Source organism: Paenibacillus sp. OAE614, from assembly GCF_040546645.1.
GTDB classification, from domain to species: Bacteria; Bacillota; Bacilli; order Paenibacillales; family Paenibacillaceae; genus Paenibacillus_AQ; species Paenibacillus_AQ favisporus.
The window spans coordinates 4,328,896-4,343,214 of sequence record NZ_JBEPOD010000001.1; the positions used below are offsets into that span (position 1 = coordinate 4,328,896).

Annotated in this window: 16 protein-coding genes; 1 reads left to right on the plus strand and 15 read right to left on the minus strand. The window is 53.2% G+C overall.

The annotated features are described in order from the left end of the window. Positions 1–14: 14 nt before the first annotated feature. The 9 genes from ABIE48_RS19850 to mtrB all read right to left on the minus strand — a co-directional run bounded on the left by ABIE48_RS19850 (position 15) and on the right by mtrB (position 6,767). Positions 15–854: a CheR family methyltransferase gene (locus ABIE48_RS19850; RefSeq protein WP_354519538.1), complete on the minus strand. Its 840-nt coding sequence runs from the start codon at positions 852–854 to the stop codon at positions 15–17. Continuing rightward, positions 845–1,288, minus strand: a complete 444-nt coding sequence (gene ndk, locus ABIE48_RS19855; RefSeq protein ID WP_076170097.1) for a nucleoside-diphosphate kinase — start codon at positions 1,286–1,288, stop codon at positions 845–847. The genes ABIE48_RS19850 and ndk overlap by 10 nt, the downstream gene beginning before the upstream one ends. Positions 1,289–1,377: 89 nt before the next feature. Then, positions 1,378–2,352: a polyprenyl synthetase family protein gene (locus ABIE48_RS19860; protein WP_192715618.1), complete on the minus strand. Its 975-nt coding sequence runs from the start codon at positions 2,350–2,352 to the stop codon at positions 1,378–1,380. 180 nt (positions 2,353–2,532) lie between these two features. Further along, complete coding sequence (locus ABIE48_RS19865; RefSeq protein WP_089548052.1) at positions 2,533–3,186, minus strand: UbiX family flavin prenyltransferase; 654 nt, start codon at positions 3,184–3,186, stop codon at positions 2,533–2,535. Continuing rightward, on the minus strand, positions 3,183–4,055 hold the full coding sequence (locus ABIE48_RS19870) for a UbiA-like polyprenyltransferase (protein WP_145023902.1): 873 nt from the start codon (positions 4,053–4,055) through the stop codon (positions 3,183–3,185). Before ABIE48_RS19870 ends, ABIE48_RS19865 begins: the two co-directional genes overlap by 4 nt. Beyond that, complete coding sequence (locus tag ABIE48_RS19875; RefSeq protein ID WP_076170190.1) at positions 4,048–4,782, minus strand: demethylmenaquinone methyltransferase; 735 nt, start codon at positions 4,780–4,782, stop codon at positions 4,048–4,050. The genes ABIE48_RS19870 and ABIE48_RS19875 overlap by 8 nt, the downstream gene beginning before the upstream one ends. Positions 4,783–4,790: 8 nt before the next feature. Then, entirely contained in the window at positions 4,791–5,672 is an 882-nt protein-coding gene (locus ABIE48_RS19880) for a heptaprenyl diphosphate synthase component 1 (RefSeq protein ID WP_105444682.1), read from the minus strand. Between the two features lie 124 nt (positions 5,673–5,796). Continuing rightward, the gene (locus tag ABIE48_RS19885) at positions 5,797–6,348 is read right to left on the minus strand and encodes a hypothetical protein (protein ID WP_192715619.1); all 552 of its coding nucleotides are present in this window, start codon (positions 6,346–6,348) and stop codon (positions 5,797–5,799) included. Positions 6,349–6,533: 185 nt separating this feature from the next. Then, on the minus strand, positions 6,534–6,767 hold the full coding sequence (gene mtrB, locus ABIE48_RS19890) for a trp RNA-binding attenuation protein MtrB (protein WP_076170091.1): 234 nt from the start codon (positions 6,765–6,767) through the stop codon (positions 6,534–6,536). A gap of 104 nt (positions 6,768–6,871) precedes the next feature. Here mtrB and ABIE48_RS19895 point away from each other — a divergent pair, with 104 nt between their 5' ends. Continuing rightward, positions 6,872–7,048 carry a hypothetical protein gene (locus ABIE48_RS19895; RefSeq protein WP_167527085.1) on the plus strand — a complete coding sequence of 59 codons (177 nt, stop codon included), beginning with the start codon at positions 6,872–6,874 and terminating at the stop codon, positions 7,046–7,048. Positions 7,049–7,093: 45 nt separating this feature from the next. Here the strand turns inward: ABIE48_RS19895 and ABIE48_RS19900 are convergent, their stop codons facing one another. From ABIE48_RS19900 to ABIE48_RS19925, 6 genes are all read right to left on the minus strand, one after another. Continuing rightward, positions 7,094–7,366: an HU family DNA-binding protein gene (locus ABIE48_RS19900; RefSeq protein WP_076170090.1), complete on the minus strand. Its 273-nt coding sequence runs from the start codon at positions 7,364–7,366 to the stop codon at positions 7,094–7,096. A 170-nt stretch (positions 7,367–7,536) separates the two neighbouring features. Continuing rightward, complete coding sequence (locus tag ABIE48_RS19905) at positions 7,537–8,523, minus strand: ABC transporter permease (protein ID WP_192715620.1); 987 nt, start codon at positions 8,521–8,523, stop codon at positions 7,537–7,539. Then, positions 8,513–10,009, minus strand: a complete 1,497-nt coding sequence (locus tag ABIE48_RS19910) for a sugar ABC transporter ATP-binding protein (RefSeq protein WP_192715848.1) — start codon at positions 10,007–10,009, stop codon at positions 8,513–8,515. The genes ABIE48_RS19905 and ABIE48_RS19910 overlap by 11 nt, the downstream gene beginning before the upstream one ends. 215 nt (positions 10,010–10,224) lie before the next feature. Further along, on the minus strand, positions 10,225–11,301 hold the full coding sequence (locus ABIE48_RS19915; RefSeq protein ID WP_192715621.1) for a sugar ABC transporter substrate-binding protein: 1,077 nt from the start codon (positions 11,299–11,301) through the stop codon (positions 10,225–10,227). A gap of 285 nt (positions 11,302–11,586) precedes the next feature. Further along, the gene (gene spoIVA / locus ABIE48_RS19920; RefSeq protein ID WP_076170087.1) at positions 11,587–13,065 is read right to left on the minus strand and encodes a stage IV sporulation protein A; all 1,479 of its coding nucleotides are present in this window, start codon (positions 13,063–13,065) and stop codon (positions 11,587–11,589) included. A 471-nt stretch (positions 13,066–13,536) separates the two neighbouring features. Further along, positions 13,537–14,298: a hypothetical protein gene (locus tag ABIE48_RS19925; RefSeq protein ID WP_354519541.1), complete on the minus strand. Its 762-nt coding sequence runs from the start codon at positions 14,296–14,298 to the stop codon at positions 13,537–13,539. Between the last annotated feature and the right edge of the window lie 21 nt (positions 14,299–14,319).

Genomic DNA, 14,319 nt, shown 5'->3' on the forward strand with positions numbered 1-14,319 from the left:
TATACCTTGACACCTTAAGCGTCGGCCTTTTTCCGGTAAAAAAAGGTTTCGGTCGGCTCGAGCCCGTATTGGCCGGGCGTAAAAATTTGCTCGGTGCTCCCCACAAAAAGATATCCCCCGGGATGCAGGGCAGCGGCAAATTTATGGTAAAGCTTGGCTTTGGCTTCTTCTGTAAAATAAATCATCACATTCCGGCAGACGATGAGATCGTGATTCTGCTCAAACGTGTCGGTCAGCAGATTCTGCTTACGGAATTGGACGTTTGCCTTGAGCCCTTCGCTGAACTTGTACATCGGACCTTCCTGGGAAAAATACCGGGCCGCGACTTCCTTCGGCACGTCCTTCAGCGAACGCTCGAGGTACAAGCCCTGTTTCGCTTTGGCCAGCGCGCCCTCATCGATATCGGTGGCGACCAGCGTACTCGTCTGCAGCAGCCCTTTGCCGTCCAAAATCATGGCCAGCGTATAGGGCTCCTCTCCCGTGGAACAGGCGGCGCTCCATACCTTAAGCCTGGACCGCGTACCTGCGGTCAATTCCGGAAGGATTACATCGCGCAGCACTTCCCAGCGGTTCGGGTTGCGCCAAAATTCCGAGACGTTGATCGTCATCCGGTCCAGAAACTCATGAAACAAGCGCTTATCCTTTTGCAGCGCCTCGAAAAATTCCGCAAAACTGCTGTATCCGTTCTTTACCCTGAGCGTCGTCAGACGCCGCTTCATTTGGGCTTCCTTATAGTCCGAAAGGTCGATTCCCGTGCTTCGCTTAATATTCTGGATAAACCCTATGTAATCCGGGTCGGGCGTCCCTGGCTCTTCCGACGCGCCGCTATTATATAAAACAGGCTTTACATCCACGGCGTAATGCTGCGGTCGTAATCCACCAGTTCATGCGCTTCGAAGAAATTGGCGATTTCGCGTGCGCTGCTCTCCGGTGAATCCGAGCCGTGAATCAGATTATGGGGCGTATGGGAAGCGTAGTCCCCGCGGATGGTGCCCGGCAGAGCCTCCGTGACTTCTGTTTTGCCCATCAGAATGCGGGACAATTGGATAATGTTATCCCCTTCCCATACCATAGCGAACACAGGGCCGGACGTGATGAACTTCACCAGATTGTCATAAAAGTCCTTGCCTTCATGCTCCGCGTAATGACGCTTGGCCTGCTCGTCCGACACCTGCACCAGCTTGCCTGCCACCATTTTGAAACCTTTGTCTTCCAATCTGCCGATAATTTTACCGATTAAACCACGCTGCACTCCATCAGGCTTGATCATTAAAAAAGTTCGCTGCATAAACTCACTCTCCATTTCCTCAAGTCATTGCGAATGTTGTACATAGTTATGATTTGTATTGTAAACAGAAAGTCGGATCAGCGGAAGTATCAATACGAACGTTTGGTCACAAAATGGGCGATATCGCGCAAATTTTTCTTCGTCCGCTGGTTCGGAAGCCGGTCGAGCGCCTCCAGCGCCTTGTTGATATAGCGGGTAGCCAGCTCCTCCGCCCGGGCAATTCCCGTGCTGGATTTGATGAGCGAAACCGCTGCGGAAACGTCGCATTCCCCGTTCTGTTCCCGGATGACGGCGATCTCCTTCAGCAGCGGTTCCCGAACCGTCTCGTCCTCCAGGGCATACAGCACAGGCAGCGTAATGTTGCCCTGCCGGATATCGCTTCCAGGCGGTTTGCCGATTTGTTTCTCCGTTCCGCACAGATCCAGGAGATCGTCCTGAATCTGGAATGCCATCCCTACGTTGTAGCCGTAGCGGTAGAGCAGGTTGCCTACCTTCGGCTCCGCGTCAGCCGCTACCGCTCCCAGCTGGCAGCTAATTGCGATTAGAAGGGCGGTTTTGCGCCGGATACGGAGAAGGTAACGACGGATGCTCTGTTCCGTATTGAAGAAGTCCCGGATTTGCTCCATTTCCCCGATGGACATCTCGACCATCGCTTTGGAGAGGATTTGATGAATCTTCGGGTTCTCCAGCTTCGTGGCCAGCAGCAGCGCCCGGGCGTATATATAGTCCCCCGTATACATCGCGATTTTATTATCCCACTTGGACTTGACGGTCAATTGACCGCGCCGCGTCTCGGCGTCGTCAATGACGTCGTCGTGCACCAAGGAAGCCATGTGGATCAGCTCCAGGGGAACGGCCACATGCTTCAGCTTGTCCAGGTCATAGCTGCCGAACTTGCCGCCCATCAGCACAAACACCGGTCGCAGCCGCTTGCCGCCTGCCTTTAGCAGGTGCATGGACGTCTCGTTCAGCAGCTCGTGATCGCCCTCAATGCTGCGAAAGAGCTCTTGTTCGATTTGATTCATATCTTTTTTCAGTAAGCCGAATATGTCTAATCTCTTCATTCCTTCACCCGTATCAGCGTAATGTTACTCCGCATTTCCCTGTCCGTTCATGTTCAAATCATCGGCTTGAGCATGGCCCGCATAGCAGAAACAAAGAGCACTGGCGTAATTCCATTCATTTTCATCTTATTTAAATCATAGCATACAATTCGTGCTGCACGAATGGGTTTGGAGGACTGTCTATTCTTTGGTACCGGACTCTGCAGCTTTGGCCTGTCCGGCCAGCCCGCCGTCCCAACGCCTGAACAGCTCATGCTCGATCCGCATCATGTCAAGCACCTTCCCCACCTGGAAGTCGATCAAATCCTCGATCGTCCGGGGATGAAAGTAAAAAGCCGGCATCGCCGGAATCATCTTCACTCCGAGCCTGGCGAGCTTCAGCATATTTTCCAAGTGAATGGCATGAAGCGGCGTCTCACGGGGCACCAAAATCAGCGGCCTTCCTTCTTTCAGCATGACGTCTGCAGCGCGGGTCATCAAATTGTCGGACGATCCGTTAGCTACTGCGGACAGTGTCCCCATCGAGCACGGCGCAATCACCATGCCCTCCACCTGATAGGAGCCGCTGGCAATCGTTGCTCCGATATCCGCCACCGGATGGTAATAGACGCTGCCCGGATGGCCGCCAAATTTCTCGCTTAGCACAAGCTCCCTTTGAGCTGTTTTCCAGCCGAGCTCTTCGCCGAGCACCCGCCAGCCTGCATTCGAGACGACGATGTGCACGTCATAGCCCTGCTTCAGCAGAACCTCCGTTAACCGAACCCCATACACCGAACCGCTTGCGCCGGTAATCCCGACGACCCAGCTTCTTCTCTTGTTCTCCGTCTGCGTCACAAGTACTGCACCACCAAATCAATCAGGGTGAATACGAATACGAGAATGCTGAGGACGCTGTTCATCGTAAAGAAGGCGACCTGCAGCTTGCTCATGTCATTCGGGGACAAAATAAAATGCTCGTAGAAGAGAATAATATAGGCGATCAGCATCCCGGCAAAATACCACCAGCTCAGCTCGGTCGTAAAGAACAGGATAACGAATCCGATCGCGGTAATGAAATGAAAATACCGTGCGATGAGCAGCGACTTGCGGACGCCGAAGCGCGCGGGAATGGAGTACAAGCCTTCCTTCCGGTCAAAATCGATATCCTGGATCGCATAAATGATATCAAAGCCGGCAGTCCAGAAGGCAACCGATACGTACAGGACGATGGACGGCCAGTCGATTTCGTTAGTCACGGCCACCCAGCCGCCGAGCGGGGCAAGCGCGATCGTTAAGCCGAGCACGATATGGCACAGCCAGGTAAACCGTTTTGTGTAGGAATAAAAGACGAGAAAAAACACGGCGATCGGAAGCAGTTTGAGCGCCAGCGGAGACAGCTCATAGGCCGCCCACAGCAGAAGCAGGAAGCAAACGACCGTAAACAGGATCACTTCCGCGCTCTTCAGCAGACCTGCCGGAATGGCCCGGTTCGCCGTCCGCGGATTTTTCTTGTCGATCACCTGGTCGATCATCCGGTTCAGGCCGAAGGCCGCGCTCCTGGCTCCGAACATGGCTAACAGGACCCAGCCGATCTGGGCCCATGATGGAAGGTGACCGTTTACGACGACCGATCCGAGGATCGCGCCCATAAACGCAAAAGGTAACGCAAATAACGTGTGCTCAATTTTGATCATTTCTAGAAAAATGCCGATTTTCTTAAACATGCCGATTCTCCTTGATCCCAATATGTAATGCTGCGACGCCGCCAGTTAGGGGATAGGCTTCGACATTCTGAAGACCGATGCTGCGGAATATGCTTGCCAGTTCCTCTCTTCCCGGGAAAAGAGCCAACGATTCCGGCAGCCATTTGTACTGCTCATATCTTTTGGCCAACACCTTTCCGAGTCCAGGCAGTATATACTTGAAATAAGAATAATAAATTCCTTTGAAAGGCTGCCACGTCGGCTTGGACACCTCCAGGCATACAACCATGCCCCCAGGCTTGACTACCCTCTGCATTTCTTTCAGCACCTGCACCAGGTCAGGCACGTTCCGCAGACCAAAGCCGATGGTGGCGTAGTCAAAACGGTTATCCTCAAATGGCAAATTCATGGCATCCCCCTGAACCAGCGTAATCTGATCCTCGAGGTGTCTCGCCTTGATTTTGTCCATGCCGACCTTCAGCATGTTCGGGCTGAAATCGAGGCCGACCATCTGCCCCGTGCCGCTGGCTTCCGCCATGCTCAACGTCCAGTCGCAAGTCCCGCAGCACAGGTCAACCGCCGTATCTCCGGGTTTCATTGCCATTTTCTTCATCGTGAACTTCCGCCAGGCCTTGTGCCTGCGAAAGCTTATAATATCGTTCATCACATCGTATTTCGGTGCAATGCTTTCAAAAACGGATTGGACATGTGAGTATTTGTTTTCCGTCTTCGTGTCCCGTTCACTCATGCTGGTATTCATCCTCTCGCCAATCCCTCCCCTACTGCGGATCCCGGTGTGTTAAGCTGACGAAGGAACGGGTCAAGCACCTGTCCGATCTCCCGGAACATTCCGTCTCCCTTAACCATTTTCAGGATGGACTGCACGCTGTTCACCGCCTGCTGCAGCTTATCCGCCAAATGTTCTCCGGCCTTGTACTTAAGCAGCATCTTCTTCCAGTCTTTCGGCTCAACCCGGTTTTCCTTCAAGGCCAGCTTGTCTTCATCCGAAGCCACATCCAGGATGTGCCAGAACGAATAGCTGTACAAGAACGGCTCCGAACCGGAGCTCAGATGCATTTCCCGAACGACCGTTTCGCATTCGCTGAAGCCGCGGAGAAGCGATTTCCACAGTTCCTTTAACGAGTCATCCAGAAAAGGGGTAAAAGAAAGAAACAGCTGCATATTCAGCTGTACCCGTTGCCGTAAGTATTCCTCCGCTGACAGGAGAAGGCTTTTCATTTTGCCGTACAGATTCATTTTCAAAATATTCACATCGCAAATGGCCGCGCTCAACATGGATACAGCCTCGATTTGCCCCTTCTGGGACAGAAGCTGATAGAACCGGCTGCTGAAATAGTCTCCCGCGAGCACTTTAAGCTGACGGGAACGCATTTCTCCCTCGTTCTGTTTGCCCTGGATGGTGTCGATCGTTTCATGCGTGTCAATACCCATCTGAACGAGCGACGTGACAAGCGCCAGCAGCTCTGTGTGCACGGAAGGCTTGCGGCTTCCCTGGTTCAGAAAAATATATAGAAGATGAACACGGGCATCCGGATAGGGCGGCAGCTCCGTATGGGTTTGGATCATGTCGTAATCGACATATTTCTTTGCTAGTTGGGGTATGCGGTACGGTTTCATCGTCAGCCTCCGAGCCTATAACTTTCTCACTTCTATGTCGTCTGTTGCGAGCAAGAACTTTTGTTCACAATCTTTTTTATTATAGCACAACTTGTCAGACCACGCACAGTATGCTTACTTCTTTTTACCCGTTTTCCTGCGGATCGAACCGGTCTCTCCACAGTTTCGTTTCGGTGAGGTGGAATCGGGCTTTGATATCGTCCCCAAGCGGGCCTTCTCCCGCTTCGCCAAGCGCCTGTTTCAGCTCCGGACTCCACTCCGTCCGCCGGACATCCGCAGCCAGCAGCAGATGCCTTGTGCCGAGCCATTTGTCTTCTGCGACGAGCCGAAGGAGAATCTGGTCGACATTGGAAGTGCCGTCAAAGCTAAATGTGAGGATCTCGGCGATATTCGAATAGACTTCAGACACGGACACCTCCGGTGTGGCCACCTTCAGGTCGACCGTCAGCACGCGGGATTCCCACTCCACCTTGCGGATCGGCAGCGTAAGGGGAAGGCTGTCCAGCGCATCCACGATATTCGCATTGTCGAGCGTCCAGCCCGATTGAGGATGAAACGCGGCCAAAGCCCGTCTTTCCCGGGCAAATGTGTGCTCCGCATGATACAGTGCAGGCAGGATGAGGACCGAGCCCAGCGTAACAGCAAGCACCAGGCCAGGAATGAGAAATCGTTTCAAGTACAGCCCTCCCATCGTCATAGTATCCCTTAGTTTCGTCCGGACACGTGCTGTCCATACCTCATTCTACAACGAAAAAAAGCAGGCTATGCCTGCGTTTGTACAGATTGCGCTTAAGGTAATTTGCCATCCCCTGACCAGCAGCTAATTTGCATTCAAGAGCTGTTTTTTTGAGCTCCTTGCTATTAGCTGTCGCTTTCGAGACTTCCGTGTTTCGTCCACACTTCGGCTTTGCCACGGATTTTAATGGCGGAGGTATGGTCCGTAAACTGGGCGATCAGCACTTCGCCTTTGTCCAGCTTCTCCGTGTGATGAAACCGGGTATCCTGGCCTCGGGTCAGTCCAATGACCTGCACCCCTTGATCCTTCGCCTTGATCACGATAAAATCGCTGTTCCCCGTATTCCCTTTATTTTCCATGAGTGTATCCTCCTTTTTTCAGCGAGCCTTACACACAGCGTATAATTATTTTAAAATCCTATGGCTATACTACCCAATGTAATAAAGTCCAAGGAGTTGAGAACATGCAATATGAACCGGCGCCCCTGCGGGAAGGGCAAATTTCCAAGCTTCGCGAATATGAGCAGCAGCTGAGCCAGCTGACGGGTTCTCCCGTCATCCTGATCGCCTATTCGGAAAAGGACGACAACGGCAATCCTCTCGAAGGAGATGTCAGCCCTACAGAAAAGAAAAGGCCGTGAACGAGCGTCACGGTCCTCTTCTTGCGTATGGAATATGTAGAAATCTTATTTAATTCCGTCTTTGAGCGCTTTACCAGGCTTGAATGCCGGAATTTTGCTCGAAGGGATTTCGATTTCTTCACCGGTTTGCGGGTTGCGGCCTTTACGTGCGGAACGCTCGCGCACTTCAAAGTTACCAAATCCAACGAGTTGGACTTTGTCCCCGTTTTGCAGAGCCTGTGCGATGGATTCGAATACAGCGTCAACCGCTTTCGTCGCATCCTTCTTGGACAGTTCTGTCGTTTCAGCTACTTGGGAAATCAGTTCGGACTTGTTCACTATCATTTCACCTCCCAAAATAATAAATCGATGTTATCAATCTTTCCGTTTTGCCGTAAAATATACGTTCATCTGTGAGATTTACAGATAGAATCGCCATATAGACCGTATTCAGCCGCAGGCGCGGAACAAACTTATAGTAATACAGCAACCGCAGAATTTCAAGAGTTTTACGTTCGCGAGCGGTTTAAAACGTAAAAAGTGACGGCGAGTGCGAGGACAAGAACGATTCCTTTGACGATATCATGTGTAAAATACTGCAAATTCATCATGGTCAGTCCATTGACCAGTACCCCGATCAATACCGACCCGATAAACGTGCCGATCACGTTGGGCTTGCCGGCGCCGAAGACCGAAAAACCGACGAACACAGCCGCCACGGATTCCATCAAGAGCGGCGATCCCGCGTCGATTTGACCGGATCCGACCCGTGAGGCGTAAATAATCCCCCCGATCGCGGCGAACACGCCGGAAGCGACGTACGCCAGCGTACGCACCTTTTTCACCTTGATTCCGGACAGGCGCGCCGCTTCCTCATTACCGCCCGTGACGTACATTTGACGGCCGTATTTGGTCCGCGTCAGAAAAATATGCACAAGCGCCACAGCGATAATGAGGAGGACGGCCGAAATCGGAATGCCGAACCATTTGCCCTGTCCGAGCTGCAGGAAGGCGGCGCTCATCTCGCCGGGGGCTTTGGTGCCGTCCGGGAATTCCATATGGTTGTAAATCGTGTAACCCGCGGCATACGTTTTGTGAATCCCGCCGACAATGTACATCACGGCAAGGGTCGCCAGAAGATCCGGAATCCGCAGCTTAACGATCAGGAAGGCGTTAACGAGCCCGATGATGGCACCCAGGATGAGCGGCACGATGATGACGACCCACAGCGGCTGCTCGTACCATATCATCAGCGACGCGGCGCCTACGGTGGTCAGCGACACGGTTGAGCCTACCGACAGGTCAAAGCCGTCCACGACCAGCGACAAGGTCACCCCAATCGCCACAAAGGTCACGATCGTGATCGAGCCCAGAATGTCGGTCAGGTTCCCGTACGTGAAGAAATAAGGCAGTCTGAACGAAAAAAATGCAATAACCCCGATGATAACGACAACCGCCCCGTACCGGAACGCCAAGTTTAACAGTTTATCCTTCATGGTCTTCCTCCAAGCCTCCGCTCGCATAATATAGGAGCTGGGCTTGCGTCGCTTCTCCCCGAGCAAATACTTTGCTGATGGTTCCGCCGCTCATGACGGCGATCCGGTCGCCGATTCCCAGTCCTTCTGCCAATTCGCAGGTAAAATACAAAATGCCCTTGCCGGCATCCGCCAAATCTCCGATGATGCGGAATATATCGCTTTTCGCGCCGATATCGACCCCTTTGGTCGGTTCGTCAAAAATAAAAACTTCCGCCCCGCTGTCCAGCCATTTGCCGATCGCCAGCTTCTGCTGGTTGCCGCCGCTCAGAAACTTCACCAGCTGGCTGCCGGAGGCGGCCTTGACCCCGAGGGCGCCGACCATTTTGGCGGATAAAGCCTTCTCCTTCTTCCGCGAGATGAACCCCAGCCTGCTGACTTGGTTCAGCACCGGTATGGACAGGTTCAAATCCACCGATTCGTGGATAAAGATCCCCTCTTTCCGGCGCTCCTCCGGGATGGAGACGATTCCCGCGGATACCGCGTCCGCCGGTTGTTTAAGCGACAGCTTCTTTCCTTTCAGATGGATGCTGCCTTCGTCCGGCTGATCCGCACCGCTCAGGATGCGGGCCAGTTCGGTTTTACCGGCACCCACCAGGCCGACTACAGCTACAATTTCCCCGCGGCGGACCTCAAGATCCGCGCCCCGCACCTTGTGTCCGCGCTTGACGCCTTCGGCCTGAAGGAGCACGTCCCCGATCACGGTATCCTTTTTCGGAAACTCTTCTTCAAACGTTTTGCCGAGCATGTGCCCGATAATGTCTTCCCCGGTGATATCCTGTGTCCGGCCGGTGTAAACCTTCCTTCCGTCACGCATTACGGTCACCATATCGCTGTGCTGCAGCACTTCCGGCAGGCGGTGTGTAATAAAGATGCACGCCACACCGGCGTCCTTCAGCGAGTGCATCATCCGGAAAAAAGCCTCGCATTCGCTGTCGCTCAGCGGAGCGGTCGGCTCGTCGAATATAATCACCTTGGCGTCCTGGGACAAAATGCGGGCCAGTAGGACAATCTGTTTTTGCGCAAGCGACAGCTCGTACACCTTTTTATGAATGTCTATACTGTCATCCAGCCTGGATAAAATCGCCTTGACCTGTTTGTCCATAGACCGATAATTGACCCATATGCTACCCCGGCCCGAAGACAAGGCGTCCAGCATGACGTTTTCGGCGACGCTCAGCTGCGGGACGAGGGCCGAATCGACCTCTTGATACACGCAGTGAATGCCGTGCTGCTTGGCCGCGGCCGGAGAGGTGATGTGCAGCTCCGTGCCGTTTGCCGCAATGCGTCCGCTATCCGGCTGATAAGCGCCCGACAGAATCTTCATCAACGTGCTCTTCCCGGCGCCGTTGGCACCGAGCAGCGCATGAATCTGACCGCCGTGAACCGTAAAATCCACCGCATGCAGCGCAGGAACGCCGCCAAATTGTTTGCCGATTCCGCTCATTTCCAGCTGAAATGATGATGTCACACGGCATTCCTCCTTCAATAATGAGCCCCACAAAGTGATGATTTGCTGCCGATGTTATTCAAGTACTTTGCGGGGGGCCCCGAAATAATAAGCCACACAAAGTGGAGTACAGCTTAGCCCCTGTTCCTGAAAAAGGGCAGCGCCTCAGCACCACCCCAAGACTTGCATTTGCCGGTTTGACCGGATCTTTTTTACTTGCTGTACTCGTTCATCCAGTCCTGAAGTCCTTGCTTGCTGGCACCCCAGCCGTCTACGTATTGGGACAGCTCGGTGGTGGAAATTTGCTCCTTAGGAAGAGCGTCGCGGGATACGTACACCGGATTCAGAACGACCTTGTCCTCGGTTTGATCCCCATGCAGCTTCTGGTAGCCATAGCGGACCTGGATGCGTCCGATATCCTTTGGATCGACAGCGGCGGAAGCGACCCACGGGTTGCTAGGATCCTGAATCATTTGCAGGTCCTCGTCACTCATATCGATGCCGTACACCTTGATTTCATCGCGTCCGGCCTGCTGGATAGCGCGCGCCGCCCCTTTGGCGAACTCGTCCCAAGCAGCCCATACGGCCGAAATCTGTCCCTTCGGATACTGCTTCAGAATCGCTTCCATCTGGGTCTGCGTGTCCAGTGCCGGGTTATTCGCGGTGCCGAACGTAGCGATTTCCTTAATATCCGGATTCTCTTTCATAAATTTCGCATAAGAGGTTTGGCGCCGTTCCATCGGTGCGAATCCGGCCACCCATACTTTAACGATGTTGCCCTTGCCCCCGATGTCCTCCTTCATCTGCTGCAGCGTCAGGTCGGCCATCTTCTGGTCGTCCTGAGAGAGCACGGTTGCGCCGGGCACGTTCACGTCAGCGTCGAAGACGACAACAGGGATCTTCTGCTCCACCGCTTTGCGGAGGCCCGGTTCGAGGAGCGAATCGCCGTGGTCGGTCAGAATCAAGTCAAAATGCTGCGTGATGGCCGAATCCAGCAGAGACGCCATTTTTGCTTTATCGTTGGCGGCCACGAACTTCGTCAGCTTTCCGCCGAATTTCTCTACTTCCTCGGTTACCCCTTGAACGTATTGCTGGGAGAACGTCCCTGTGTTAAACTCCATGATAAGCGCAACTCGTTTGCCTGCCAGAGGCTTGTCCGAGTTTGTACCGGATGCACTCCCCGAGTCCGCTGCCGGCGGCGCGTTATGACCGCAGGCGCTCATCACCATCGACAGCACCAGCAGAACGGATGCCAACACGAAACCCCTTTTTTTACCTCTTAAACGCATTTCTCTCTTCCCCCTTAAAAGCTTCACTATGTTAAAATGTTATACACTAATATAAAGCCTATATCCAAGTATGTAAATAGGTTTTTAAGAGTTTGTATAAATACTTTCTTTTTTTCATAAAAAACCTGTTATAACGGTCCCTTAACTCGGCTCCGAGCATCCATATGCTTATTTTTATGTATAAAACAGGAATTAATTTCAACAGGTATACATTTTTGCATTCAAGCACAAAAAAACCGCAAGCAAGCGGGCGCCTGCCTACGGTTTTTACTTAACGCTGATAGGTTACAAAATAATCGCGATCAATCCGCCAGAGCCTTCATTGATAATGCGTCCGAGCGTCTCCTGCAGTTTATATCTCGCATTATCCGGCATCATGGCGATCTTGCCTTGAATGCCTTCCCGTACGATAGAGTGCAGCGATCTGCCGAAAATGTCTGAATCCCAGATCTTGATCGGATCGTTTTCGAAGTCCTGGATGAGGTAGCGCACGAGTTCCTCGGACTGTTTCTCCGTACCGATGATCGGCGAGAATTCCGACTCGACATCGACGCGGATCATATGGATCGAAGGCGCCGTCGCCTTCAAGCGAACCCCGAAACGGGATCCTTGGCGGATCAGTTCCGGCTCATCGAGCGACATTTCGGCCAGCGAAGGAGCGGCGATGCCGTAACCGGTCGTCTTGACCATCTCCAGCGCCTCGGCGAACCGGTCGTACTCCCGCTTGGCATGCGAGAATTCCTGCATCAGCTGCAGCAGGTGGTCCTTGCCGCGGATTTCCACGCCGACCACTTCCATCAGGATTTGATCGTACAGTTCATCCGGAGCGAACAGGTCGATCTCGGCTACCCCTTGGCCCATATTCATGCCGCTGAGCGCCGCGCGGTTGATAAAGTCGTAGTCCATGAACTGGGTGACCACCCGGTCCACGTCACGCAAACGGCGGATATCCTTGACCGTATCGCGTACGGAATTTTCATAGTTGCTGCGCAGCCAGTGCTTCTCGTTCAACACCATAACCCAGCTAGGCAGGTTGACGTTGACTTCGTGCACCGGGAATTCGTACAGCACTTCGCGCAGGACGCCGGTGACGTCATCCTCCGTCATTGTCGCCGCACTGAGCGCCATGACCGGAATGTCGTATTTCTCGGCGAGCTCATTGCGCAGCTGCAGCGTTTCTTCACTCCGCGGCTTCGTGGAGTTGATGACCAGCACAAACGGCTTGCCGACTTCCTTCAGCTCGGCGACGACGCGTTCTTCGGCTTCCACATAGGAGTGGCGCGGAATTTCGGCAATCGTGCCGTCCGTGGTCACCACGACGCCCAGCGTGGAGTGCTCCTGAATCACTTTCCGCGTCCCGATTTCGGCTGCCTCCTGGAACGGGATTGGCTCCTCGAACCATGGCGTCGATATCATGCGCGGACCGTTTTCATCCTCATAGCCTTTGGCGCCTTCTACCGCGTAGCCTACGCAGTCCACAAGGCGGACGTTCACTTCCAGACCTTCGGTGACCTTCAGCTGCACCGCATTGTTCGGTACAAACTTCGGCTCGGTGGTCATAATCGTCTTCCCGGCAGCGCTCTGCGGGAGCTCATCGACCGCTCTGGCGCGGTCTGCCTCGCTTGCAATGTTCGGCAGTACGATTGTTTCCATGAACCGTTTAATAAATGTTGACTTTCCTGTGCGGACGGCGCCGACGACACCCAGGTAAATGTCCCCGCCAGTTCGTTCGGCAATGTCTTTAAAAATGTCCACTTTTTCCAAAAGAGATCCCCTCCTCATTTACTCCGAAGGAAAAATGCTTTAAGAGCATCCGCTTCGTGTTCCATCTGGAGCCTCGAGCCATTGCAACGGATGTGAGCCTTACAATGTCGTCAGTAGTCCGCCGCCGGTAGTCAGGTAGGATGGGAAACGGCAAAGCGGCGTTACTCCGTAGGCATTTGGACTAGTATCATAGTATGTACCTATTAAAAACAATATGACGGGTATTCGGAATAAAATTCATATAATCCCTGCGTCGTTCGCATGCCCCTCGTCATCCCTCTCAGATATATGCCGGGGCAGGAATAAATATGTATATGAAGCATGCAGCACAACATAACTACCTGCGCACAGCCGCTTATCCGCTTGTTGATGCCGTTTTGCTAGCGGGAATCCCGAAAAACATAGCAATACGCATTAAAAAAGACCCGCTGTTTCCAGCAGGCCTTTCTCTTTCAATCTGTACGTTCAGCTTCACGCCCCTGTCTCCGATTTGGCGACTGGCGCATCCCCCGACCACTCGTACGGCAGCGACTTCACCGGTACATAATCGGAAGACTTGATCAGGTAGTCTCGTAAATCCTCGTCTTTGGAAGGCTTCACGCCTTCCTTGTCAATCAGCTGCATAATATCAAACGCATAATCCGCGTACACCACGCCCTTGGCATCCATGATAAAGCTCATGTCCTGACCCGAATATACGCTCTTCAGCTCAACATTGTTTGTGCCAGCCAGATCCGGGTCAACGACATGGATTCCGGGATAAATTTCTTCGCCGGCCGGCAGCTGCCCATCATGCTTGGACTTATACAAATCGACAGCCCGCTGCACGTCGTTGACCTTTTGCACCGTGACGAGATCCATGACCTTAACGGTCGGGTCTGTCTCTTCGTTCTGTACCAGGAAGTATGCGCTTCCGCCTTTCTCAAAGGCGGTCGTCGGTATATCGTCCAAGTAGCCCCGTTTTTGGAGCTGGTCCAGGTCGATGCGGAACTTCTCAAAGCGCGGCGTCGTTTCATCCGCATTGATGATCGGCAGGATCCCCTGGTCCTTTTGAAAATCGTCCATCGCGGACTGGATGCGCTTCACGCTTTCACGGTAGGATACCCTCGTCTCACCGCTCTTCTGATCCGGATACATGCAGGCTGTGGCGGTCATGATCAACAGCAGCACCATGACAGCCGTCGCCGCCTTCCGGGCTCCCTTCATCATCTTGTTGGTCAAAGCCGGTGTCATCAACAAATATCACCCTTTGCA

Bases quoted from the DNA above. Each gene is read 5' to 3' on its own strand.
- ABIE48_RS19915 (WP_192715621.1), bottom strand. From the start codon at position 11,301: ATGCGTTTAAGAGGTAAAAAAAGGGGTTTCGTGTTGGCATCCGTTCTG.
- mtrB (WP_076170091.1), bottom strand. From the start codon at position 6,767: ATGGAAAATAAAGGGAATACGGGGAACAGCGATTTTATCGTGATCAAG.
- ABIE48_RS19910 (WP_192715848.1), bottom strand. From the start codon at position 10,009: ATGAGCGGAATCGGCAAACAATTTGGCGGCGTTCCTGCGCTGCATGCG.
- ABIE48_RS19895 (WP_167527085.1), top strand. From the start codon at position 6,872: ATGCAATATGAACCGGCGCCCCTGCGGGAAGGGCAAATTTCCAAGCTT.
- ndk (WP_076170097.1), bottom strand. From the start codon at position 1,288: ATGCAGCGAACTTTTTTAATGATCAAGCCTGATGGAGTGCAGCGTGGT.
- ABIE48_RS19925 (WP_354519541.1), bottom strand. From the start codon at position 14,298: ATGACACCGGCTTTGACCAACAAGATGATGAAGGGAGCCCGGAAGGCG.
- ABIE48_RS19870 (WP_145023902.1), bottom strand. From the start codon at position 4,055: ATGTTTAAGAAAATCGGCATTTTTCTAGAAATGATCAAAATTGAGCAC.
- ABIE48_RS19875 (WP_076170190.1), bottom strand. From the start codon at position 4,782: ATGAGTGAACGGGACACGAAGACGGAAAACAAATACTCACATGTCCAA.
- ABIE48_RS19880 (WP_105444682.1), bottom strand. From the start codon at position 5,672: ATGAAACCGTACCGCATACCCCAACTAGCAAAGAAATATGTCGATTAC.
- ABIE48_RS19860 (WP_192715618.1), bottom strand. From the start codon at position 2,352: ATGAAGAGATTAGACATATTCGGCTTACTGAAAAAAGATATGAATCAA.
- ABIE48_RS19905 (WP_192715620.1), bottom strand. From the start codon at position 8,523: ATGAAGGATAAACTGTTAAACTTGGCGTTCCGGTACGGGGCGGTTGTC.